The 20849-nt window shown below is 67.4% G+C and carries 25 protein-coding genes; 15 read left to right on the top strand and 10 right to left on the bottom strand.

The genetic code is table 11. From position 1 onward, the window contains the following. Window positions 1-10: 10 nt before the first annotated feature. Window positions 11-211, bottom strand: coding sequence for a hypothetical protein (locus HCR68_RS14130; protein ID WP_243858903.1), 201 nt, complete (start codon window positions 209-211; stop codon window positions 11-13). Between the two features lie 271 nt (window positions 212-482). Here HCR68_RS14130 and HCR68_RS03070 point away from each other — a divergent pair, with 271 nt between their 5' ends. The 6 genes from HCR68_RS03070 (at window position 483) to HCR68_RS03045 (ending at window position 5542) form a co-directional block, all read left to right on the top strand. Then, entirely contained in the window at window positions 483-1226 is a 744-nt protein-coding gene (locus HCR68_RS03070) for an ABC transporter ATP-binding protein (protein WP_243858902.1), read from the top strand. Next, window positions 1223-2833, top strand: a complete 1611-nt coding sequence (locus HCR68_RS03065; RefSeq protein ID WP_167146075.1) for a DUF6297 family protein — start codon at window positions 1223-1225, stop codon at window positions 2831-2833. Before HCR68_RS03070 ends, HCR68_RS03065 begins: the two co-directional genes overlap by 4 nt. Before the next feature lie 350 nt (window positions 2834-3183). Beyond that, on the top strand, window positions 3184-3786 hold the full coding sequence (infC, locus tag HCR68_RS03060) for a translation initiation factor IF-3 (protein WP_243858901.1): 603 nt from the start codon (window positions 3184-3186) through the stop codon (window positions 3784-3786). A gap of 124 nt (window positions 3787-3910) precedes the next feature. Further along, complete coding sequence (gene rpmI, locus HCR68_RS03055; RefSeq protein ID WP_003780493.1) at window positions 3911-4105, top strand: 50S ribosomal protein L35; 195 nt, start codon at window positions 3911-3913, stop codon at window positions 4103-4105. Window positions 4106-4132: 27 nt separating this feature from the next. Continuing rightward, window positions 4133-4513, top strand: coding sequence for a 50S ribosomal protein L20 (gene rplT, locus HCR68_RS03050; protein ID WP_003780489.1), 381 nt, complete (start codon window positions 4133-4135; stop codon window positions 4511-4513). Window positions 4514-4627: 114 nt separating this feature from the next. After that, window positions 4628-5542 (top strand): RNA methyltransferase, encoded by a 915-nt coding sequence (locus tag HCR68_RS03045; RefSeq protein WP_167146073.1) that lies wholly within the window; start codon window positions 4628-4630, stop codon window positions 5540-5542. Between the two features lie 40 nt (window positions 5543-5582). Here the strand turns inward: HCR68_RS03045 and HCR68_RS03040 are convergent, their stop codons facing one another. Together HCR68_RS03040 and HCR68_RS03035 are read right to left on the bottom strand one after the other, a co-directional pair. Beyond that, window positions 5583-6863: a nucleotide disphospho-sugar-binding domain-containing protein gene (locus HCR68_RS03040; protein WP_167146072.1), complete on the bottom strand. Its 1281-nt coding sequence runs from the start codon at window positions 6861-6863 to the stop codon at window positions 5583-5585. Window positions 6864-7115: 252 nt separating this feature from the next. Then, complete coding sequence (locus HCR68_RS03035) at window positions 7116-7775, bottom strand: TetR/AcrR family transcriptional regulator (RefSeq protein WP_243858900.1); 660 nt, start codon at window positions 7773-7775, stop codon at window positions 7116-7118. A 326-nt stretch (window positions 7776-8101) separates the two neighbouring features. Here HCR68_RS03035 and HCR68_RS03030 point away from each other — a divergent pair, with 326 nt between their 5' ends. The 4 genes from HCR68_RS03030 to HCR68_RS03015 all read left to right on the top strand — a co-directional run bounded on the left by HCR68_RS03030 (window position 8102) and on the right by HCR68_RS03015 (window position 11793). Continuing rightward, window positions 8102-8956 carry an amino acid ABC transporter ATP-binding protein gene (locus HCR68_RS03030; RefSeq protein ID WP_279586960.1) on the top strand — a complete coding sequence of 285 codons (855 nt, stop codon included), beginning with the start codon at window positions 8102-8104 and terminating at the stop codon, window positions 8954-8956. 89 nt (window positions 8957-9045) lie between these two features. After that, a complete protein-coding gene (locus HCR68_RS03025; RefSeq protein WP_167146070.1) occupies window positions 9046-10110 on the top strand; it encodes a glutamate ABC transporter substrate-binding protein in 1065 nt (354 codons plus the stop codon). 154 nt (window positions 10111-10264) lie between these two features. Then, window positions 10265-10921: an amino acid ABC transporter permease gene (locus HCR68_RS03020; protein ID WP_167146068.1), complete on the top strand. Its 657-nt coding sequence runs from the start codon at window positions 10265-10267 to the stop codon at window positions 10919-10921. Further along, complete coding sequence (locus HCR68_RS03015; protein ID WP_167146066.1) at window positions 10918-11793, top strand: amino acid ABC transporter permease; 876 nt, start codon at window positions 10918-10920, stop codon at window positions 11791-11793. The genes HCR68_RS03020 and HCR68_RS03015 overlap by 4 nt, the downstream gene beginning before the upstream one ends. 21 nt (window positions 11794-11814) lie before the next feature. Here HCR68_RS03015 and HCR68_RS03010 read toward each other — a convergent pair whose 3' ends face one another. Further along, window positions 11815-12201, bottom strand: coding sequence for a VOC family protein (locus HCR68_RS03010; RefSeq protein ID WP_167146064.1), 387 nt, complete (start codon window positions 12199-12201; stop codon window positions 11815-11817). A 128-nt stretch (window positions 12202-12329) separates the two neighbouring features. Here HCR68_RS03010 and HCR68_RS03005 point away from each other — a divergent pair, with 128 nt between their 5' ends. From HCR68_RS03005 to HCR68_RS02995, 3 genes are all read left to right on the top strand, one after another. Beyond that, window positions 12330-12815 carry a WYL domain-containing protein gene (locus tag HCR68_RS03005; protein WP_347878297.1) on the top strand — a complete coding sequence of 162 codons (486 nt, stop codon included), beginning with the start codon at window positions 12330-12332 and terminating at the stop codon, window positions 12813-12815. Then, on the top strand, window positions 12760-13362 hold the full coding sequence (locus HCR68_RS03000) for a TetR/AcrR family transcriptional regulator (RefSeq protein ID WP_167146062.1): 603 nt from the start codon (window positions 12760-12762) through the stop codon (window positions 13360-13362). The genes HCR68_RS03005 and HCR68_RS03000 overlap by 56 nt, the downstream gene beginning before the upstream one ends. 83 nt (window positions 13363-13445) lie before the next feature. Continuing rightward, window positions 13446-14402, top strand: coding sequence for an NADP-dependent oxidoreductase (locus HCR68_RS02995; RefSeq protein ID WP_167146061.1), 957 nt, complete (start codon window positions 13446-13448; stop codon window positions 14400-14402). 22 nt (window positions 14403-14424) lie between these two features. Here HCR68_RS02995 and HCR68_RS02990 read toward each other — a convergent pair whose 3' ends face one another. Beyond that, window positions 14425-14880 carry a MarR family winged helix-turn-helix transcriptional regulator gene (locus tag HCR68_RS02990; protein ID WP_167146060.1) on the bottom strand — a complete coding sequence of 152 codons (456 nt, stop codon included), beginning with the start codon at window positions 14878-14880 and terminating at the stop codon, window positions 14425-14427. Window positions 14881-14930: 50 nt separating this feature from the next. On the opposite strand from HCR68_RS02990, the gene HCR68_RS02985 reads away from it, so the two are divergent. Further along, on the top strand, window positions 14931-15290 hold the full coding sequence (locus tag HCR68_RS02985) for a hypothetical protein (protein WP_208320486.1): 360 nt from the start codon (window positions 14931-14933) through the stop codon (window positions 15288-15290). A 32-nt stretch (window positions 15291-15322) separates the two neighbouring features. Here the strand turns inward: HCR68_RS02985 and HCR68_RS02980 are convergent, their stop codons facing one another. From HCR68_RS02980 to HCR68_RS02960, 5 genes are all read right to left on the bottom strand, one after another. Further along, the gene (locus HCR68_RS02980) at window positions 15323-15718 is read right to left on the bottom strand and encodes a type II toxin-antitoxin system VapC family toxin (RefSeq protein WP_167146056.1); all 396 of its coding nucleotides are present in this window, start codon (window positions 15716-15718) and stop codon (window positions 15323-15325) included. Then, entirely contained in the window at window positions 15715-15960 is a 246-nt protein-coding gene (locus tag HCR68_RS14515; RefSeq protein WP_347878296.1) for a type II toxin-antitoxin system prevent-host-death family antitoxin, read from the bottom strand. The genes HCR68_RS02980 and HCR68_RS14515 overlap by 4 nt, the downstream gene beginning before the upstream one ends. A 53-nt stretch (window positions 15961-16013) precedes the next feature. Continuing rightward, window positions 16014-17708 carry a Tat pathway signal protein gene (locus HCR68_RS02970; protein WP_243858899.1) on the bottom strand — a complete coding sequence of 565 codons (1695 nt, stop codon included), beginning with the start codon at window positions 17706-17708 and terminating at the stop codon, window positions 16014-16016. Continuing rightward, a complete protein-coding gene (locus HCR68_RS02965; RefSeq protein WP_208320493.1) occupies window positions 17708-18589 on the bottom strand; it encodes an ABC transporter ATP-binding protein in 882 nt (293 codons plus the stop codon). Before HCR68_RS02965 ends, HCR68_RS02970 begins: the two co-directional genes overlap by 1 nt. A gap of 101 nt (window positions 18590-18690) precedes the next feature. After that, on the bottom strand, window positions 18691-19554 hold the full coding sequence (locus tag HCR68_RS02960) for a MerR family transcriptional regulator (protein WP_167146050.1): 864 nt from the start codon (window positions 19552-19554) through the stop codon (window positions 18691-18693). Between the two features lie 209 nt (window positions 19555-19763). On the opposite strand from HCR68_RS02960, the gene pheS reads away from it, so the two are divergent. Then, window positions 19764-20849: a phenylalanine--tRNA ligase subunit alpha gene (pheS, locus tag HCR68_RS02955; protein WP_167146048.1), complete on the top strand. Its 1086-nt coding sequence runs from the start codon at window positions 19764-19766 to the stop codon at window positions 20847-20849.

Genomic DNA, 20849 nt, shown 5'->3' with positions numbered 1-20849 from the left:
CCGGGTGAGGTCAGGGACGTCCCAGAATCGTGGTGCTCCACTGCTCGACCTGACCGTAGTGGTCCCCCAACGGACCGGCCACCTGGTCGAAGCGGGTGACGACGTCGCGCAGGGTCTGGGCGTCCTGGTCACGTCCGTCGTTCTGTGCGATCCGGGCGGCAGCCTCGGCGATCGCACGGACCTGGGCGAGGTCCCGCGTCGAGACCATCACCCGTCCGGGACCTGGGTCCCTCGTGGTGCTCCAGTCAGTTCCCGCCTGACGGGAGGGGGAGGAGTCGCCGTCGGCCTCGCCGTGCGGGTCCGAGGTCCTAACACTGTTCCATTCCATGGGTTCGGAGCGTAAGGCATCTGATTTGACCAGGCCACCGAAAAAAACGTGTGTTGGAATAGTGCCGATGACCACTATGTCGATGACTGCCTCTCAACGTCGGCCGAGCGGCGCGCCAGTGCTTGGCAACCTGCGCACTTCTACCGACCACGTGGTGAACACCACCGTCGCTCAGGAGGCCGGTGCCGACGGGGACCCGAGCCCCGCAGTGGGCTCTGAGCCCTTGGTGAGCGCCCGTGACCTCAGCGTCGGGTACGGAGACGAGCCGGTCTGTGCTCCGGCGACCTTCGACCTGCGTGCCGGCCAGGTCCTGGCACTGGTCGGGGTCAACGGGGCCGGGAAGTCGACGATGCTGCGCACCTGCTGCGGGCTGCTGCACCCGTTGGAGGGAGAGGTGCGGGTGCTCGGGCACGTTCCGGACCCCCGCTCGGGCCCCCAGCGCGCCGCGCTCGCCACCGACCTGGGGCAGGAGTCCTTCTTCCCCACGTTGACCGTGGCCGAGCACCTGCGGCTGGTGTGCTTCGGTCACGGTGTCGCCGAAGCCGATGAGGTGGTAGGCGACCTGTTGGAGGACCTGGAGCTGACCAGGCTCGCGGGGCACCTGCCCGAGGAGCTCTCCTCAGGGCAGCGACGCCGTCTCGCACTGGCGTCGGTCCTGGCTCGCCCGCGCAGGCTCCTGGTCCTCGACGAGCCCGAGCAACGGCTGGACCGGGTGACCCGGCTGCTCCTGGCCGACCGGCTCATCGAGGAGCGGGACTCCGGCGGGGGAGTGCTCATGGTCTCCCACGACCCGGAGATCGTGGAGGAGGCGGCCACCCAGGTGCTCCTCGTGGGACGCGACACCCGCATGCTGAGCGTGGCCGATGGTGTTCGTGCCATTGAGCAGGGGCTCCAGTGACGCCGGCGGACTCCTCGGGGGCGCGGACTGACTCGACCGAGCCGGAGGCGGCGCCCCTCCCCGATGGAGCCGACCTGCGGCGATGGACCGCCCGACGCACCCGCAGGCACCGCCGCGGCGTGTGGGCCCTCGTGGGCGACATCTACACCGGGCTCCTGACGGTGGCCGTCGTTGGAACGATCCTGGCGCCCTACCTGCGCCAGCTGGTCGACGCGCCGCCCTCCTCGCCGGCCGCCGGTGGGGTGCCGGCCGGTCTCGGAGCTCTGGGCCTTGAACCGGGGTGGCTGGTGCTGGTCCTGACAATGCTGCTCCTGGCGCTTGGGCTCGGTCCGCTCAGTCGGCTCGGACCGCTGTTCCTGCGCCCCCACGAGGCCGCCTGGTGGCTGCCGATGCCCGGCGACCGGAGCGCTCTCCTGGTGCCGGTGGCTCGCGTCGAGTACCTCATCGCAGCCACTGCGGGCGCGGTGATGGGCCTGCTCCCGGCGCTCGTGGCCGGAGGCGGGTGGGTCGCCGTCACGGCGTGGCCGGCCCTGCTGGCAGCCGGGCTGTCCCTGGTGCTCTCCGAGCTCATCAAGGCGCAGGTTCAGGGCCACGGCATCGCGCGTTTGCGCCGGTTCGTGATCCTAATCGGGGTGGCGGTGTGCCTGGTGGGAACGTTCCTTCCCTTCCCCCACTCGGCCCACGGGCACATGGTGGTCGCGACCGTGGCCGGGGCGCTGGTCGGCGCCGCGGTGCTTGGCTGGAGGCGGGCACGAGCCGGCCTGGGGCAGGTGCATGACGCCGCTCTGCTCGACGTCGTCGCCCGGTCCTTCGGCGCCCACGTCTCCCTGCTGTCCCTGGACACCCGTGCCATGGGACGCCTGCTCTCCCCGCCGTCGGTGCGGCCCGTCGGCCCCGCCCCACTGCGGTGGGCCCGCCTCGCCAGCAGGCTGCCCCGGCCCGTGGGGGTGATGGCCTGCGTGGCTCAGGCGGACTGGCTCCTGCTGCGCCGTCAGCCCCGGCGGCTGCTTCAGCTGGGGGCGGGACTGGCCGTCGCGGCACTTCCCCTCCTGTCCGAGTCCGTCAGCAGTCCCATGCGTGCGTTGGCCTACCTCGGCGGCGGTTGGATCGCGACCCTGGCCGTTGCCGAACCGGCTCGTCAGGCCTGGTTCGACGGCGGTCCTGACGCCTCCTGGCCGGCGCCGCCATGGGTGGTCCGGGTGGGACACCTGCTCACTCCGGCCGCCTTGATGAGCATGTGGTCCCTGCTGAGCCTGGTGCCCGCCATGGCGTCCCTCGGCGCCGAGGCCGCTTGGAGGGATCTCGGGGTCGTGGTCGCGATGGCTCTCCTGAGTGGCTGGGCCTGGGCCGGGGCGGCGCTGCGCTCCGGGTACCGGACGATGCCCGACTTCGCCGCCGGACTCGTCACCTCACCCATGGGCTCCCTGCCGCCCGGACTGGTGCAGATGCTCACGGCAGGGCCCGACGCCGCGCTCGTGGGTGCACTGGCCACCGCACTCGTTGCCGGCGCCGTCTCGGTCCCGACGACGACGGTGCTCGGCATCCAGGCCGCCGCCAGCGCCGTCGTCATCCTGTGGGGGCTACGAACGAACCGTTGGGCGTTCTGACGTCCCGGCCCGCCCCGTACGTGGGAGGACTCACGTCGAGAGTGGTGGAGGCGCCTGGGAATCGTCCTGACGTACTGGTAGCATTCCTCATTGACCAACCGGGGTTCGCCCCGGTGCGCAAGCGGAGCGATCCCACCTGGGTTCCTTTCGGGAATCGGGTTCATGCAAGGGCAGTGAGCCCTTCGCGGTCACCTCTCGGCCACGGCCGGGGGACGATCGCGCTCGTCACGAGGCCTCCGTCCTGCGCGGCAGGGACGGGGGCCTTTCCTCGTTCCGCAACCATCCGTGACTCAGAGTGAGGAACCGACATCAGCGAGCCCCGTATCAACGAACGGATCCGCGTTCCCGAAGTGCGTCTCGTCGGCCCCAGCGGCGAGCAGGTCGGCGTCGTCCGTGTGGAGGACGCCCTGCGTCTGGCTGAGGAGGCCGATCTCGACCTGGTCGAGGTGGCCCCCGACGCTCGCCCTCCGGTGTGCAAGCTCATGGACTACGGCAAGTTCAAGTACGAGTCGGCCATGAAGGCGCGCGACGCGCGACGCAACCAGGCAAACACCCAGCTCAAGGAGATCCAGTTCCGCCCTAAGATCGATGAGCACGACTACGCCACCAAGCGCGGTCACGTCGAGCGATTCCTCAAGGGCGGGGACAAGGTCAAGTGCATCGTCCGCTTCCGTGGCCGGGAGCAGTCCCGGCCCGAGCTCGGGATCAGGCTCCTCCAGGGCCTGGCCGAGGAGATGGCCGAGCTGGGCACCATCGAGTCCCACCCCCGCCAGGACGGCCGCAACATGGTCATGGTCCTGGCCCCGGTCCGCAAGAAGGCCGAGGTCAAGTCCGATCAGCGCCGCCGTCGCGAGGAGGCGAGAGCCGCCCGCCGTGCCGAGAAGCACGCGGGCCGTGCGCCCAAGGGCGCCAAGGCCTCTGTGAGCGAGGAGCCTGCCGGCGAGAACGCCTGAGAGCGCCCTCACGGCGCTCCCGACACTCACCTGACACCAACGACCCACCCCCTCGCCACCGTGAGCGGGGTCCGCAGTCCCGGCGACTACCCGTCTTCCAGGGACCGAGAAGAGGAAATTACCCATGCCGAAGAACAAGACGCACTCCGGTGCCAAGAAGCGCTTCCGGGTCACCGGCAGCGGCAAGCTCATGCGCGAGCAGGCCAACAAGCGCCACCTGCTGGAGGTCAAGTCCTCCCGCCGCAAGCGCAAGCTGTCCCAGGACCAGCCGGTCGCCCCGGCCGATGTCCGCCAGGTCAAGAAGCTGCTCGGTCGCTGACCGCCCAACCCACCAAGGAGTCTCACCATGGCACGTGTGAAGCGGGCTGTTAACGCCCAGAAGAAGCGTCGTTCCGTTCTCGAGAAGGCCTCGGGCTACCGCGGCCAGCGCTCGCGCCTCTACCGCAAGGCCAAGGAGCAGGTCACCCACTCCGGCGTCTACGCCTTCCGCGACCGTCGCGCCCGCAAGGGCGACTTCCGTCGCCTGTGGATCCAGCGCATCAACGCCGCCGCCCGCGCCGAGGGCCTGACCTACAACCGCTTCATCCAGGGGCTTGGCCTGGCCGGCGTGGAGATCGACCGCCGCATGCTCGCCGAGCTGGCCGTCAACGAGCCCGAGGGCTTCAAGGCCCTCGTGGAGGTCGCCCGAAAGGCCCTTCCCGAGGATGTCAACGCCCCCAAGGCCTGAGTCAGCCGGGCACCGGCCCTCTGACGTACCGTCACCGAATCCTCGCCACAGACCCTGAAGCGGTTCGTGGCGAGGATTCGGTGTTCTTGCCGATCGCTCACGTAGGCTGACCGCATGAGTCCTACCTCCTCCGCCGATCCTGACGAGCTTCTCGACGACTCCGCTGACCGCCCCGCGACTCGCGGTCCACGGCGCCGCACCGTCGGTGAGGGGCCGGCGGCCGGCCACGAGGTACTCACCAACCCCGGCTCGGCCCGCATCTCACGTGTGGCCGGGCTGGCCCGCCGCAACGCCCGGACCAAGCACCGCCGCTTCCTCGCCGAAGGCCCCCAGAGCGTGCGCGAGGCCGTCCGTCACGCTCCCGAACGCGTCCTCGACGTCTATCTCACCGAGGCCGCCGTCGAGCGTCACGACGAGATCTGGCAGGAGGCCGTCGCGGCCGGGCTGTACGTCCACGTCACCAGCGAGCAGGTCATGGACGCCATGAGCGCCGACGCTCAGGGCGTCCTCGCCGTCGTCGCCACCCAGGAGGCCACCGGTTCCGAGGCTCTGGCCACAGCCCTGGAAGGAGCCCGGCTCGTCGCGGTCCTCACCCAGGCACAGGACCCCGGGAACGCCGGCACCATCATCCGAGCCGCCGACGCCGCCGGAGCCGACGCCGTCATCCTCGTGCGCGGCAGCGTAGACCCCACGGCACCGAAGGTCGTGCGCTCCACTGCCGGCAGCCTCTTCCACCTGCCCGTCGTCACCGGCGTGGCCCTCGACGACGCCGTTGCCGCGCTCCATGAGGCCGGACTCACCGTCCTGGCGGCTGATGGGCGCGGGGACTTCGACCTCTTCGAGGCCGAGTCCCTCCTGGTCGCCCCCAGCGCCTGGCTCTTCGGCAACGAGGCCCACGGACTGCCCGTCGAGGCGCTGAGCCGGGCCGACGCCGTCGTCTCCATCCCCGTCTACGGCAAGGCCGAGTCGCTCAACGTCGCAGCCGCAGCCACCGTCTGCCTCTACGCCAGCGCCCGCACACAGGCCTGAGGTACAGACCGACGAGGACCGAGCAGCAAAGGCGCAGCAGCTAGAGCAGCTCGCAGATCGCCGCAGCCGCCCGGCCCGGTCCGTCCAGTCCCTCCATCAGCTCGGCCATGTGCCGGGCGCGCGAACGCATGACGTCGTCGGCCAGGGCCTGGTGGACCAGCTCGGCCCAGTCGGCCCTGCGAGCCTGGCTCTGGGAGACGAGCCGGGCCGAGCCGAAGGCCGTGCAGCGCTGGACGTTGAATCGCTGCTCGAGCTGCAACGGGATCCCGATGAAGGGCCACCCCTGCGCGCAGCTGGTCTGTACCGTGCCCTCACCACCGTGAGTGATCGCCAGGTCCACGGCGTCCCCCAGCTGGTGCGCCGGAATCCAGTCGGTGACATGGACATTGAGCGGCAGGGTGTCCAGGTCCTCGTCCCTGATGTGGGAGCGCACCGGCGCCAGTACCTGACAGTCGGCCTGTCCCAGCCCCCTGAGCACGCTGAGAACGAGGTCGCGGTTTCCTGACGAGCCCATGGCGAAGTACACCAGGGGCTGAGGACCGGCGGCCAGATCGGCAACGATCTCGGGAACCTCGCCGGGCAGATGGGCGTATACCGGTCCCACCACCCGATGGCCCTCGGGCATCTCCAACCACCGAGGCAGTAGGTGAGGGGTACTGGCGATGAGGTTCAGGTCCGCGGTCAGTCCGGCGAACAGCCCTTGGGGCAGTGAGACGCCGTTGGCCCTGGCCACCTGGTGGAAGGCGCGAGACAGAGGCAGCCGGGTCCCGGCCGCATGGAGCAGGTGGGAGGCCGCGTCATCGATCAGGCACTCCTCGGGGGTGGTGCGAGGCAGGAAGCCGGTGGCGCCCACCTTGCGTGCCGCCTCCAGGTGCGCCAGGGAGTAGGCGAAGGGCCGTACGAAAACCAGGGGGACGCACTCGGCCCGCGCCGAAATAAACTGGCTGGGAGTTACTCCGATGACGACGGCATCCGGACGCAGGCAACGCAGCAGCACCCGCTCGCTTGTGACCCGCTGGGTGAGCATCTGAGCCGTGAAGGGGTGACGCAGGCTGCGACCCTGGTCGAATGCCAGGGCCAGCCTGCCCTCCTCGTCACTGAGGTAGGGGGTGAGCAGGCGGAACTCGAAGCCTGCGGCCCTGATGTACTCGGAGTTGCGTCGCGAGAAGCCCGCAAAGACGCACTCCACGTCCGAAGGCATTCGGCGGGCCACCTCAATGGCACGGGTCACCTCGGCGAAGTTGAACGTCTCCGGGGCGAAGAGGACCCGGGACGTACTTCTACGCACAGTCACCACGTGTCCAGCGGCGCCTTCAGGCATGATCAGCTCTCCTTCTGAGAGTGAGGGCGCAACGGCATAGGGACGCCCTCAACAGCTCTCTTATTGCACGTCATGTACAACTGGAGGAGAGGTTAGCACGTTTATTCTTCCACAGTTGCCATTCTTACGACGAGGTTGGAAAGCCAGAAAAAATATACGTAAGGTGGATTAGGGGCATAGGAGGACTGTGACGCGACTCGGGCGAGGAGCGGCTCCGGGCAGCGCTTCAGTGAGTGTCACTCAGAGCGTCACTCAGTGGCTGCCCGCCAGATCGTGGGAGACGGTTGGTGGCGTGGTGCGCTCGAGGACCTCGCCGGCTCCCTGCCGTTCCTGGGACACTTGGGACACCAGGCTTCGCAAGGTCTGGGCGGACATGTTCGTGATGGTCTCCTGGCTGATCTCCGGGTGGTCCAGCCAGGCCAGGCACAGGGCGATCATCGTGTTGATCCACACCTTGGCGGCGAACATGGCGTGCTCATCGGGCTCCATGATCCCCAGGAACATCAGGACAAGACGCTCGTAGCGCTCGAAGCTGGTGGCCAGGGCGGCCGCGATCTCCGGGTCCTGGTCAAGGCCCCCGGTGTGCAGGGCCCGGAAGCTGTTGGGCCTGGCTCTCACGTAGCCCACGAAGGTGGAGATCGCCGCCTCCAGCGTCGGCTCGATCTGTTGCTCCACCAGGCCGTGAAGGTGAAGGATCTCGTGCTCCACGATGGCTCGGGCGAAGGCGGTCTTGGAGGGGAAGTAGTGATAGAAGAGCGTGCGTGAGACGCCGGCACGATTGATGATCTCGTTGACGTGAGTGCGGTCGAGGGATCCTTCCGCGAACAGCTCGACTCCGACTCTCACCAGCTCCTCACGGCGCTGCTCGGGCTGAAGTCGGCGGCGCGGATCAACTGCATTCGCGGGGCTCATGCGCATGAGACTACGACCGGACGGTCGACTTGTGCGGTTAGGCGCTCTATACGGCGTGTGACCATCATCCCAGAGAGGAGTGTCCATGAGATGCAGTTGACGTCTCGGTTGTGGGCGGTGCTACTCTTCCTGACGAAAGGTCAGAACTGCGACAGCCTGTTATCCGCGCAGCCAGTGGACTCCAGGTGACGCAAGAGATTCTGGCCCGAACTTCTCAGTATCGAGCCAAGGCGAGCAAGGGGGAACACGGTGCGCATGTGGATGTGTTGCTGTTGCTGTCGATGAGACAGATATCGCTCCCATATCCACGTCGAGACGAGGTACTCGTGACCACATCCGCACCCTCTCCTGATCAACCAGCCGCCCGTATTGATGACGTCAGGAATGACGCTGAGGACGACGTCAAGGACACGCCGCGGGACCCCCAGGGAAGTGGGAGGACCGGAGACGTCCTGGTACGGATCAGCCACGTCACCAAGTACTACGGCCGCTTCAAGGCTCTCGACGACGTCTCGCTCGACATCCACCGCGGCGAGGTCGTGGCCGTCATCGGTGCCTCGGGCTCGGGCAAGTCGACCCTGTGCCGCACGGTCAACCGCCTGGAGCCGATTCAAGAGGGCGAGATCGAGATCGACGGGATCCCGCTGCCCCAGGAGGGCAAGGCGCTCGCACAGCTGCGCGCCGAGGTGGGAATGGTCTTTCAGTCCTTCAACCTCTTCCCGCACCGGACGGTGCTGGACAACATCACCCTGGCCCCGGTCAAGGTGCGGAACATTCCTCAAGGGCAGGCCGAGGCCCGCGCCCGTGAGCTGCTGGCCCGTGTCGGGCTGGCGGATCAGGCCGGCAAGCGTCCCGCCCAACTCTCCGGAGGTCAGCAGCAGCGAGTCGCCATCGCCCGTGCGCTGGCCATGGACCCCAAGGTCATGCTCTTCGATGAGCCCACCAGCGCCCTGGACCCCGAGATGATCAACGAGGTCCTCGACGTCATCAAGGACCTGGCCGCCTCCGGCATGACGATGCTCGTCGTCACCCACGAGATGGGCTTCGCCCGCTCCGTGGCCGACCGCGTCGTCTTCATGGACGACGGCCAGATCGTCGAGTCCGGTAGGCCCGCCGAGTTCTTCTCCTCCCCGCGCACCGAGCGCGCCCGTGACTTCCTCTCCAAGGTGCTCAGCCACTGAGTCCCGAGCCGCACCTCCTCCCGGGTGCGGTGACCACCGCAGGCCCCGTGCCTGGGACGGCCCGTCCCCGTCCGAACGAAAGGAACACCATGACCACCCTCTCCCGCCGCAGCCTCCTGGCAACCACGGGCGCCGTCTCCCTGGCCGGTGTACTGGCTGCCTGCGCCGACACGGGCGCCGACGGCAAGGCCGTCGCCTCGGCATCGGCCTCCGACGCCGACTACGACAAGGCCATCAACTCCGGTCCGGTGGCCGCCGACGACGTCGTGGCCGCCTCCACCTGGGCGTCAGCCGTCAAGAAGGCGGGCAAGTTCGTCACCGGCGGGACCAAGACCTCCGAGGTGTTCTCCTGGGAGGACTCCAGGACCAAGAAGGTCTCCGGCTTCGACGCGGCCATCGCGCAGGCGCTGGCCCGCTACATCATCGGTGGTGAGGACGCCCGCTCCCTGCTTGAGATCCAGCAGGTCACCTCCGACACGCGTGAGACCGTCCTGGTCAACGGCACGGTCAACGCCGTTGTCGCCACCTACACGATCACCCCGGAGCGGGCCGAGAAGATCGACTTCGCCGGCCCGTACTACGCCTCCAGCCAGGCCATCCTGGTCAAGGCCGACAACAAGGACATCACGGGCGTCGACAGCCTGACCGGGGACGTCGCCGTCCAGTCCAACTCCTCATCGGCCTCCGCCCTGAAGAAGTACGCCCCTAACGCCACGGCCAAGCCCTTCGACACCCAGGCCAAGTGCGTCGCCGCAGTCGAGAGCGGCCAGGTCAAGGCCTACGTCGTGGACCAGTCCCTGCTCAAGAGCGAGGTCCTGTCCAATGACAAGGTCAAGATCGTCGGCGACACCTTCGCCGAGGACCCCTACGGCATCGGACTGCCCAAGGACTCCGGAGCCCAGGCCTTCGTCAACACCTTCCTGCAGACGATCGAGTCTGACGGCACCTGGAAGAGGATCTGGGACGCGACGATCGGCAAGTCACTCGGCGGCGACGCCCCCCAGCCGCCGGCCATCGGCTCGGTTCCCGGCTCGTCGGCCGCCGGTGCCGCCGGGTCTGAGGGAGCCGGTGGTAGTGAGCAGACTCCCGCCCCTGAGGGCGGTGCCGAGCCGGCACCCGAGCAGGGCGCCGACGAGGCTCCGCAGGAGTCCTGACCGAGGTCGCTGCCCATCAGGCTCGTTGCGTCGTCGACCCGAATGAGGTCCCTTTGCAGGGTCGACGACGCGACAGCCAGTATTGGTCCACCGTTGGTCCAACGCGCTTGACCCGCCGTCATGGTGACGACCCACATCTTTCAAGGAGGCGACCATGAGTGCCATCACCGACAATCTCGCTGATATCGGTTCAGGGCTGCTCATCACGCTGGTGATCTCCATGCTGTCCTACCTGGGCGGACTGGTCCTGGGCTCGCTCATGGCCATCTTCCGGGTCGGCCCCATCCCTCCACTGCGGGCACTGGGTGCGGCGTGGGTGACGGTGGCCTGCAACATCCCCAACCTGTGCCTCATGGTGCTCATCGGTCTGGCACTTCCCAACGTCGGCATCAGGATCCCCCTGTTCTGGTCGGTGATCGTCGCACTGATCTTCTCCTCATCCGGATTCGTGTGCGAGACGGTGCGCAGCGGAATCAACTCGGTGCCGAAGGGGCAGATCGAGGCGGCCCGTGCCCTGGGCATGCCCTTCGGCCTCATCATCCGCGGCATCGTCCTGCCCCAGGCCCTGGCGCGCACGATCCAGCCCCTGGTCAACATCTTCATCGCCTGCCTCATCGGCTCCTCACTCGCGGCGGCGATCGGCGTCGTCGAGCTGACGGCCGTCACCCAGCAGATCAACCGGGACCAGGCTGCGGGTGTCATCACCTTCCTCACCTCCGGCCTCACATACCTGGCCATCGCCTTCGCCGCCACGAAGCTCGGCGGGCTCCTTGAGAGACGCCTCGAGTACATGGGGAAGGAGCGAGCATGAGCTCAGACATCATGCCCATGGCGGACTCCCGCCCCGCCAAGCAGCGGGGCAGGGACTCCGGGGCGACGGACGCCGCCCTGCTCTTCGATGAGCCCGGGCCGCGGGGGCGCATGATGATCGCCGTCGGGTCGGTCATCGCGGTCATCGGAATCGTGGCCCTCACGGGTGCGGTCCTCTACCGTCTGGATCTCGCCGGCCAGCTCGACTACCCCGAGTGGCGCTACTTCCTGGGGCGCTCGGTCGTCAGTCAGCTTCTGGAGGCCGCCGGGAACACCCTGTCCCTGGGGCTGGTTGCCGCTGTCATCACCTTTCCCCTGGGGATCGTTCTGGGGTGGCTCCGTATGCTGGACAACCGGCCCATAAGGTGGCTTGTCGGCTTGTGGATCGACGCCATGCGTGCGGTGCCGATGCTGCTGCTCGTCTACTTCTTCCTGCTCGTGGTTCCTCGTTTCGTCGAGGTCTCGGACTTCTGGAAGCTGGTTCTGCCCGTTGTCATGTGCACCTCGGCGACGACGGCGGAGGTCTTCCGCTCCGGTGTCCGGGCGCTGGACCGGGGCCAGACCGAGGCCGCGCTGGCGCTGGGGATGAGCAGGTCACTCACGATGCGTCTCATCCTGGCGCCGCAGGCTCTGCGTCTCATGCTCCCGACCCTCATCACCCAGATGGTGACCATTATCAAGGGAACCACGCTGGCCTACGTGCTCGCCTACCCCGAGCTCATGTATCGGGGCTCCACAATGATCGGCCAGGCGAAGATCGACGCCCGCCTGTCCGTCTTCTTCCAAACCTACGTCATCATCGCGGTCGCCTACGTCATCGTGAACTGGGCGCTGGGCGCGCTGGCACGGTACATCGAGTCGCGTACGCGCTGACGGGCGAGTCGACGTCTCCGGTCAGCTGAAGCTCGAGGTGTCGGTGGCGCACACGCGCAGGCGGTGCCCATCGGGGTCGGTGGCCACGAAGGTGTAGCCGAACTCGAGGACGGTCGGCTCCAGAACCATCGGAATGCCCAGCGTCTTCCACTGCACGTAAAGGCGGTCGACGTCGGCGTGTTCGACGTCGCTCAGGCTCAGCTCGCCACCGCCGACGTACGGCTCGGCAGCGGGCTCGATCTCGTCGGCCGCCTGCAGGCCGAGAGTCACGTCCTCAGACAGCTGGAAGACGCTGAATCCGGGATAGGTCTCAATGGGACCTGAGCCCAGAACTCTGCGGTAGAAGGCGGTGCTTGTTTCAACATCGGACACGTAGAGGATGACGCTGTTGGGAATGAAGTCGGTCATAGTGATGCTCCTGGGTCTCTCACGGGTACGCGGCGCGTTCGGACGGCGTCGAGGTTAGAGACGATTGGTGACACCTTGTGTCATGTACCTGCGAAGATGAGTCCGTGCGTGCTGACCGACTGCTGTCGATGATTTGGCTGCCCCTGCCTGAGAGCGAACGGGCCGACGCCGTCTTCCGCACCGTTCAAGAAGCGGTCCTCACTCGACACCGGTTGCGCATGGTCTTCCGGCACAGGTCGAGAACGACGACGCAGGACGTCGTCGACCCGCATGGAATGGTTGCCGCCGGTCGCAGCTGGTACCTGTGCGCCTCACACGACGGTGAGGTCCGCTTCACCAAGTTCTCTCGGATCGAGGAGGTCGAAATCCTCGCCGAGGTGTGCCTTGACGACTCCGGCTCGGTCCGGATGCCTGCGTCATCACCCCCGAGTACCTGCGTCAGGACGTCATCGACTACCTGGCTCGCACGCTTGAGCGCTACCGGGCTGACAGGGGCTGATGCCCTAACGTTGAGGCAGGGAGGGAACGGTCCCCCTCGTGAGACGAAGGAGGCGCTCCATGCCCAACGCCGCGCAACAGAATGGTGCCGTCTCACGACGTCGCGCCCACACTGACGCCCGGCTGTCTGAGGCCGTTCTTCAACAGCTGGCGACCCACGGGTACCAGGCCCTGACGATCGAAGGAGTATCCAGGCAGTCGGGGGTCGCCAAGACAACGATCTACCGGCGCTGGCAGTCGAAGGCGGAGATGGTGTTCGACCTGGTCATTCACCGCCGTGACGCCGAAGGGCTTACTGATTCCGGTTCTCTAACCGCAGACATCGATGCGCTCGCCGGCCAGGTGGTTGACCTCATCGCCATCGAACCCGGTAGGAGCACGCTTCCGGGACTGCTCGCCGACATGGCCGGCGATCCTGACCTCACCTCGAGGCTGCAACGCAGCGTCGTAGCCGTTGTGCGCGCCGACATCGAGGCCATGGTCGATCGCGCCTCCTCCCGGGGGGAGATGTGTACGGGCGTCGATGTTGACAGCCTGTACGCGGCGCTGCTCGGTGTTCCGTACGTGCATGTGCATCTTCTCGGCCAGATGCAGCCCGACCTGCTCCGACAGGAGCTCACGGAGGTTCTGCTGACGCTCCTGGCAGCCGACCGGCGAGCCTGAGTCCTACGGACATGAACCTGCTTGTGGCACTCCTCCCTCTGTTGCGCTACGCTACGTAGCGTAGCGCAACAGAGGGAGGAAAGATGGTCGCACAGAGCACGATGTGGGCGGTGCAGTTCCGCTCCTATGGCGGTCCGGAGGTGCTCGAGATCGGGGCGGCTGCAGTGCCGGAGCCTGGTCCCAAGGAGGTCGTTGTCGAAGTCGCAGCCTTCAGTGTCAACGCCGTCGACCTCCAGACAAGGCGAGGAAAAATGCGCCTGTTCGACGGAATGGGGTTCCCGAAGGGCTCGGGCGTGGACTTCGCCGGGGTCGTTCGTGCGGTCGGAAGCCGGGTCGGGGAAGTGGAGGTTGGGAGGCGCGTCTGGGGCTACCTGGGGATGAAGCCTCCTGGTCGCGCGGCTGCGGGAGCGCAGTATGTGCGAGTCCGTGCCGACCGGGTCGCACCTGCACCTGACGCGGTCCCGCTTACGGAAGCCGCTGCCCTGCCTCTTGCGGGACTGACGGCCGTGCAGGCACTCCGTCCCCTCAAGCTTCGTCGAGGTGATCGGGTGCTTGTGGTGGGAGGAAACGGTGGCGTCGGCTCCACGGTGATTCAGGTCGCCCGCATTATGGGAGGAGAGGTGGATGCCGTCGTCGGCGTCCGTAGCGACGCGGCCATCGGTGCTGGAGCGCGACAGGTCTTCGACTACCACGACCTCAAGCCCTCTGACATTCCCGGGCGCTACGACGTCGTCGTTGACACCGCGGGTACTGATGCGTCCGCCTACCGCAGGCTGCTCAAGTCTGGAGGCCGCATGACGGCGATTGCGCCCGGAGCCTTCTGGGACATTCTCCGGTCCATGGTGTCACCGGGGTCGGTCATCCGCATGGTGTCCGGAAAACCGAGCGCCAAGGATCTGACCTGGCTGGCCGCACAGGTGAATGCTGGAGAGCTCAAACCACTGATCGCCGCAACGTACCCGCTTGATCGGATCGTGGAGGCCCACCGCGATGCGGAGAGCGCGTCGGCTGCAGGAAAGCGCGTCGTGCTGGCGCGGTAATGCTTGAAAGGAAACGCTGCTGCTAATCCCCGTTGCCCACCGTCTCAGCAGCCTGAAAGAGGGCGGGCAGGAGGCTGTCCAGGGTCGAGTGATCCGTGGGGGAGAGGTGTCCTTGCAAGTCGGCGTCGAGCTTCTCGACGATGCCGGCGGCAAGTCGCAGCAGCCTGCGCCCCTCGTTGGTGACCTCAATGGCCTGCACGCGACGATCCTTCGTGCTGCGCGTCCTGCGTACGGCGCCGATGTCGACGAGCTGATCGACCAACGACACCACCAGGCTCGGAGCGATGTCGAGTCGTGTGGCGATCTCACGCTGGGAGTTCGCCATCCCGGCATCGACGACGGCGAGTAGTCCAACCTGCTTGTGAGTCAGGCCGGTGTGCCCAATGCGCTGTGAGAACGACCGGGTGATCTGGCTGCCCATGACGCCGAGCCGGAAGCATGTGGATGACAGGATCGCGGCACCGTCTTCTCTGCTCATGGCGCCAACGGTACACTGTAGAATGATTCATTACTGAACGATATGAAGGAGTGATCCGTGTGCCGTGGTGGTTGATGCTGCCGAACTTGTTGTTGGGAGTCGTCTCCGCGGGAGCAGGAGCCGCGGCGGTGATCCGTCCGGCGATGCTTGCTCCTCCCGGCCATGGCGGGCGGCGAGGGCGGTTCTATCCGGCGATGTACGCGGCCCGGAGCGTCCCGCTCGGGGTGCTGGTTGCCGTTGCTGTCTGGCTGGCTCCGCTTCAGCCGCTGACCTCGCTCATCCTCATTGCGGCGGCAGTCTCCCAACTCGGAGACGCGCTGATCGGCGTCGTGCACCGCATGCCGGGAATGGTGGTCTTTCCCCTGGCCGCTGCCGTCTGCCACCTGGTCGGCGCGGCCTATCTGATGTGAGAACAGGAGCAGGGGGTGCTTTGCCTCAGGCCTTAAGACGGGGCAACGGGGAGTATGCCGCAGTATTTTGCTGCATTCTGCATCTCAATGTCGTAGGTGACGATGGCGTTCGCTTGGATGTCCAACGCCACCGTCAAATGAATGGCGTCTGCGGTCCTTAATCCCATCGATGAGCTTGCCGCATCAATGAGGTGCGACCGTGAGATGTCGATGAGCTCAATCCCTGAAAGCAAAGAGGTGGCTGCCTCATGGTCGAGCTCGTTGCGGCGTCGGGCGGCGCAGTGAAGCTCAGTGTGAAGAAGGAAGGATGCGCACAGGCAGTGGCCGTCGGTCGTGCACGCCGTGAGCCAGGTGGCCAGAGCGTCAGACTCCTTTTCCTCGATGAGGAGCTTCAAAGCAGCAGAGGTGTCGAGGTAGTAGACGCTCATCGCTCCCCACGAAGATCATCCAGCACTTCCTGAGACGCCAGTTCAGACGTGCGTTTCAGTGCTCTGAAGTCGACGTGAGCCGCTCCGCGGGTCGCTCCTCGTCGCCTGAGGAGGGAAAGACGGTCTTGAGAAATAGGTGAGAGCAAGGCAACGGGCTCGCCGTTATTGGTGATCTCGAAAGTTTCGCCGGCCTGGACGCGACGGAGGATGGCGGCACTGTGGTTGCGCAGTTCTCGGTGCATAATCGTCTGCATGTCTATCACCCCGTAGCAACTGTAGCACCCCCGATTCATTGTCAGGATGGCAGATCGCGGCGGGTGTAGGCGACCAGACCGATGACGATGCCGAGGAGGCCGACCGCGGACTGCACGGCAAGGGGCTTCCAGTCAAGGGACCCGACGACGTCGAGATGGTGCCCGAGCACGCTGAGGTCCTTGGCCCAGTCCTTGAGCTCCACCAGTCCTCCGAAGAACTGGGCGAAGGCGCTCCAGACGACCACCGCCCAGGACACTCCGACCATTCGCGGCGCCAGACCGATCAGCGCCGCCGCGATGCCGACCGCCGCCACCATGCCGGGCAGCTGACTCACCGTGAACACGAAGGCCCTCCCCACGGCATGATCATCCGTGAGCTGAGTCGCCGTCGTCACCGCCAGAACCATCGCCGAGACGAGCAGCAGCACGACCGACTCGATGACGGCGCCGATAACCTGCAAGAGGAACAAACGACGACGACTGACTCCGGCGGCAAGCCCGACCTCCACCAGGCCCGCGCGCTCAAGAGCTACCAGGCGGTTCATCCGACGCACGGCCGCCACGGCCACGAGCAGCACAGTCACCACCGTCATCAGCGACATGAACTGCTCCACCGGGGAGCCCGAGGCCATCTTGCCGACCCAGGACGCCGTCGGGGAGTCCGGAGCCAGCAGGTCCTTGACGCTGCCCGACACGGATCCGTACAGCGACGCGAGTCCTGCCGACGCCACCGCCCAACCGAGAACACCACGCCAGGACAGGCGAGCGAGCAGGTCCATGTGGCCTCGTACCCGCCACCGGCGCCCCGACGAGCTGCGGTCGGGGAGATAACCGTCCAGGTACTCGCGGCGCGTGGCCAGCACCGCGGCGATAAGCACCAGGCTGATGTCAACGGCGCAGCACACCACGAGCACCGCGAACCGGTCATCGGAGTACGGGCGTACCAGGTCACGCCAGCCCAGGGGGGAGAACCACCGCAGCCAGTCGGATCCGTTGCCGTCTGAGACCTGGTCGGCGGCCACACGTATCGCGAAGGCGGCCGCGAGCGCGATCATGGACAGGCCTCTGGCCGATCCGACCTGCCTTCCCAGCTGGGAGGCGATCGCCGCAACAGCCGAGAACGCCCAGCCCACCACGCACATCGTTCCGGCCATTGCCCAGGCGCCGGAGACCGTCAGCTCCCCGATGCTCGAGGCCTGCCAGGTCAGGATGCCTCCGACGCCTGCCGACAGGACGCCAACGACCGCCCACACCACCGTGACCGGCACGAGGAACGGAACCCTCCTGCCTGCGCCCGTAGCGCGTAGGACCTCAACCAGTCCCTCGTCCTCGTCGCCTCTCAGCATCCGGCTCGTCAGCAGGATCGCCAGGAGGGCGGTGCACACCAGCAGGAACGTCCCGGTCTCCCACTGCAGGAGCTGACCGAGTCGGCCAGGGGTGGGGACGTAGCCGTAGAGCAGACGTGTCCCCGGAGAGGTGCGTACCTGCTCGATAAGCACGGCCCGGGTCTCCAACGAGGGGTAGACGCTCTCATAGCTCGGAGCGGTGACACTGACCAGCAGCCACAGCGGCAGGATCCAGGCCACGATCTGAACCCGGAACCGCCTGAGCAGGATCCGAACGTACGTGCCCCAACCCGCCAGGGCGACGGATCCTTCGGTGCCGCCTGTGCCGACTCCGAGACCGGGCGCACCGCCGGTCGACGCCGATGATGGTGCCACTGCGCTGACGCTCATCAGGCCTCCTCGTAGTGACGCAGGAAGAGATCCTCCAGGCTGGCCGGCTCGCAGGTGATGTCCTGGACCCGGTGCTCACCGGCCAGACTCATCACCGTCGGCACCTGCTCCGCCGTCACCTCGAGGCTCAGGCGCCCACCATCCTCGACGACGTCAAGATCCATGGGCCTCAGCGCCCGCGAGACCGCGCCGAGCACGTCGGCAGGGGCACCCAGCTCGATACGGGTGCGCGACAGCCGGCGCAGGGTCCCCAGGTCTCCGTGCTCGACGACGCGGCCGTCCTTGATGATCGTCACCGCACTGCACAGCCGCTGCACCTCGGCCAGGATATGGCTGGAGAGCAGAACCGTGCGGCCCTCACCGGCCGCTCGGGCGATCTCCTCAGTGAAGACCCGCTCCATGAGCGGGTCCAGGCCGCTGGTGGGCTCATCGAGCACCAGCAGCTGCGTCGGCGCAGCCAGCGCAGCCACAAGCGCCACCTTCTGACGGTTGCCCTTGGAGTAGGTCCGCACCCGCTTGCTGGGATCCAGGTCGAAGCGCTCGATGAGCTCGGCCTCCCGCTCGGCGTTGCGCGACCCCCGCAGCCCCGCCAGCGCGTCGAGCACCTGTCCGCCGGTCAGTCCCGGCCACAGCGCCACGTCACCGGGAACATAGGACACCTGGCGGTTGACCGCTGGGGCCTCCTGCCACGGATCGCGTCCCAGCACGCTCACGCTTCCGCCGTCGGGCCGGTAGAGCCCCAGCAGAATGCGGATCGTCGTGGACTTGCCAGCCCCGTTGGGGCCCAGGAAGCCATGAATGCTGCCCGCCTCCACCTCCAGGTCCAGGTGGTCGAGCGCCCTGAAGCGGCCGAAGTGCTTGACCAGGCCCTGCACGCGCACCGGCGGTTGAGTTGTGTCTCCGGTGAAGGGATGCGCAGCAGTCGTCCCGGACGCTGCTGCTGGCGGTTTTGCTGCCGTCGTGCTGGTCGTCGGCTTCGTGGTCACAGCACTGGCTCCTCTCCCGCCGAACGGCGGATGGTCGTGGCGAAGTCCGGATCGGCGAGCATGCGCTCCATGAGCTCGGCCACGAAGGCCTGCTGAGCAGGGTGGGGGTAGCTGGAGGTGGCCAGCACGTGAGTGAGCCGCCACATGGCACGCCCCAGGGCGCCCGAGGGAAGGTCGTCCAGGACGGCCAGCGCGTGCTCCTTGTGGCGGCACGCCAGCAGCCAGCTGTTCTCCGCGAGGCGCTGGGCCTCGGTCAGGCCATCGGCCTCGGGCAGTGTGGCCAGGCGGGCGAAGTCGGCGATCTGCTGGGCGGACAGCTCCCGATCGGCCTCGTCCAGTCCCTCGATGAAGGGGACCGCGGAGTCGGGCACCATGCCCAGCGAGGCGAGAACCACCATCATCTGGCGCTCGGCCCGCAGACCGAGCACGCTGCCACCCAGCCGGGTGATTCTGGCCTCCAGGTCGTCGTAGAAACGTGTCAGGGCACTGGGAGCGGGGGACAGTCCCTCGCCGCGCTCCACCCGGGCGATGAGCTCATCGATACGGGAGGCCTGCTCGGCCAGGCTGCGCCGCTGCGCCTCGATCGTGCCCCGGGTGGCCCGCAGGTCACGCAGAACCGCCTCTCGGCGGGAGTCCTGATCAGTGCCGATCGTGTCCGAGGCGAGCATCTCGGCCACCTGGGTCAACGACAGACCGCCGTCGGCCAGCCACCGGATCCGCAGCAGACGAGCCACGTGCTCGACGCCGTACTCGCGCCGACCGCGCACCGTGGGCGGAATCTCCAGCAGCCCCAGGTGGTGGTAGTGGCGCACGGCCCTCGGCGTGGTGCCGGCGAGGCGGGCGAGCTCCTTGACGTGCATGAATCCATCTCAGCAGGTGACGTAACGTCACCGTCAAGTCGCTCTGACCGCACTCCCGGCAGCAACCGGATGAGCCTTCAGGACAGGCCGGAGGGTGGGCCAGGGACCGCCCCGCCACCCCGGCTGCGAGACGATTTACGCCCTCGCGACGGCGCAGACTACCCTTAAGGGCGGAAAACCCCGGACACACCTGGTGGAAGGCACCGCATATGACTGACGCCCCCGGCGCGCTCTCGCCCCTGGACGAGGCGGGCATCAACGCCGCCGTCGAGGAGGCCCTGGCCGCCTTCGCCGCGGCCGGCAGCCTCGCCGAGCTCAAGGAGGCCCGCCTGGCCCACACCGGCGACGCCTCGCCCCTGACCCTGGCCAACCGCCTCATCGGCACGTTGGACAAGGCGGACAAGCCCACGGCCGGCAAGCTCCTGGGCGGCGCTCGCGGGCGCATCGCCAAGGCCCTGGCCGCCAGGCAGGAGACCCTCGAGGCCGCAGCGGAGGAGGAGATGTTGCGCACCGAGGCCGTCGACGTCACCGTCCCCACCTCCAGGACGGTGGCGGGGGCCCGCCATCCGCTCGACGTCCTGGTCGATGAGGTCTGCGACTTCTTCACCTCCATGGGCTGGTCCATCGCCGAGGGCCCGGAGGTGGAGCACGAGTGGTTCGACTTCGACGCCCTCAACTTCGACGCCGACCACCCCGCCCGCCAGATGCAGGACACCTTCTACATCGACGGAGCCAGCGTCGGGGCCGAACGGGGGCGGGCGGCCAACCTCGTGCTGCGCACCCACACCTCCCCGGTCCAGGCCCGGGTCATGCTCGATCAGCAGCCCCCGATCTACGTGGCCTGCCCCGGCAAGGTCTTCCGCTCCGACGAGCTCGACGCCACCCACACGCCGGTCTTCCACCAGGTCGAGGGACTGGCCGTGGACAAGGGGCTGACGATGGCGCATCTCAAGGGCGTCCTCGACCACTTCGCCAAGGCCATGTTCGGTCCCGAGGCGCGCACCCGCCTGCGTCCCTCCTTCTTCCCCTTCACCGAGCCCAGCGCCGAGATGGACCTGTGGTTCCCCCACAAGAAGGGCGGCGCCGGCTGGATCGAGTGGGGAGGCTGCGGCATGGTCAACCCCAACGTGCTCACCGCCTGCGGCATCGACCCGGAGGTCTACACGGGCTTCGCCTTCGGCATGGGCCTGGAGCGCACCCTCATGCTGCGCCACGGAATCGCCGACATGCACGACATCGTCGAGGGCGACATCCGCTTCTCCCAGCAGTTCGGCATCACCGGAAAGGGAAACTGA

Source organism: Actinomyces sp. ZJ308, assembly GCF_011752065.1.
In the GTDB taxonomy this organism is placed as follows: Bacteria; Actinomycetota; Actinomycetes; order Actinomycetales; family Actinomycetaceae; genus Actinomyces.
This window is presented reverse-complemented; position numbering and strand designations above follow the sequence as displayed.

Bases quoted from the DNA above. Each gene is read 5' to 3' on its own strand.
- rpmI (WP_003780493.1), top strand. From the start codon at position 3,911: ATGCCGAAGAACAAGACGCACTCCGGTGCCAAGAAGCGCTTCCGGGTC.
- HCR68_RS02980 (WP_167146056.1), bottom strand. From the start codon at position 15,718: ATGAGCGTCTACTACCTCGACACCTCTGCTGCTTTGAAGCTCCTCATC.
- HCR68_RS03005 (WP_347878297.1), top strand. From the start codon at position 12,330: ATGATTTGGCTGCCCCTGCCTGAGAGCGAACGGGCCGACGCCGTCTTC.
- HCR68_RS02990 (WP_167146060.1), bottom strand. From the start codon at position 14,880: ATGAGCAGAGAAGACGGTGCCGCGATCCTGTCATCCACATGCTTCCGG.
- HCR68_RS03010 (WP_167146064.1), bottom strand. From the start codon at position 12,201: ATGACCGACTTCATTCCCAACAGCGTCATCCTCTACGTGTCCGATGTT.
- HCR68_RS02995 (WP_167146061.1), top strand. From the start codon at position 13,446: ATGGTCGCACAGAGCACGATGTGGGCGGTGCAGTTCCGCTCCTATGGC.
- HCR68_RS03025 (WP_167146070.1), top strand. From the start codon at position 9,046: ATGACCACCCTCTCCCGCCGCAGCCTCCTGGCAACCACGGGCGCCGTC.
- HCR68_RS03015 (WP_167146066.1), top strand. From the start codon at position 10,918: ATGAGCTCAGACATCATGCCCATGGCGGACTCCCGCCCCGCCAAGCAG.
- rplT (WP_003780489.1), top strand. From the start codon at position 4,133: ATGGCACGTGTGAAGCGGGCTGTTAACGCCCAGAAGAAGCGTCGTTCC.
- HCR68_RS02970 (WP_243858899.1), bottom strand. From the start codon at position 17,708: ATGAGCGTCAGCGCAGTGGCACCATCATCGGCGTCGACCGGCGGTGCG.
- pheS (WP_167146048.1), top strand. From the start codon at position 19,764: ATGACTGACGCCCCCGGCGCGCTCTCGCCCCTGGACGAGGCGGGCATC.
- HCR68_RS02960 (WP_167146050.1), bottom strand. From the start codon at position 19,554: ATGCACGTCAAGGAGCTCGCCCGCCTCGCCGGCACCACGCCGAGGGCC.
- HCR68_RS03045 (WP_167146073.1), top strand. From the start codon at position 4,628: ATGAGTCCTACCTCCTCCGCCGATCCTGACGAGCTTCTCGACGACTCC.
- HCR68_RS03020 (WP_167146068.1), top strand. From the start codon at position 10,265: ATGAGTGCCATCACCGACAATCTCGCTGATATCGGTTCAGGGCTGCTC.
- HCR68_RS14515 (WP_347878296.1), bottom strand. From the start codon at position 15,960: ATGCACCGAGAACTGCGCAACCACAGTGCCGCCATCCTCCGTCGCGTC.
- HCR68_RS03040 (WP_167146072.1), bottom strand. From the start codon at position 6,863: ATGCCTGAAGGCGCCGCTGGACACGTGGTGACTGTGCGTAGAAGTACG.
- HCR68_RS03035 (WP_243858900.1), bottom strand. From the start codon at position 7,775: ATGAGCCCCGCGAATGCAGTTGATCCGCGCCGCCGACTTCAGCCCGAG.
- HCR68_RS03000 (WP_167146062.1), top strand. From the start codon at position 12,760: ATGCCCAACGCCGCGCAACAGAATGGTGCCGTCTCACGACGTCGCGCC.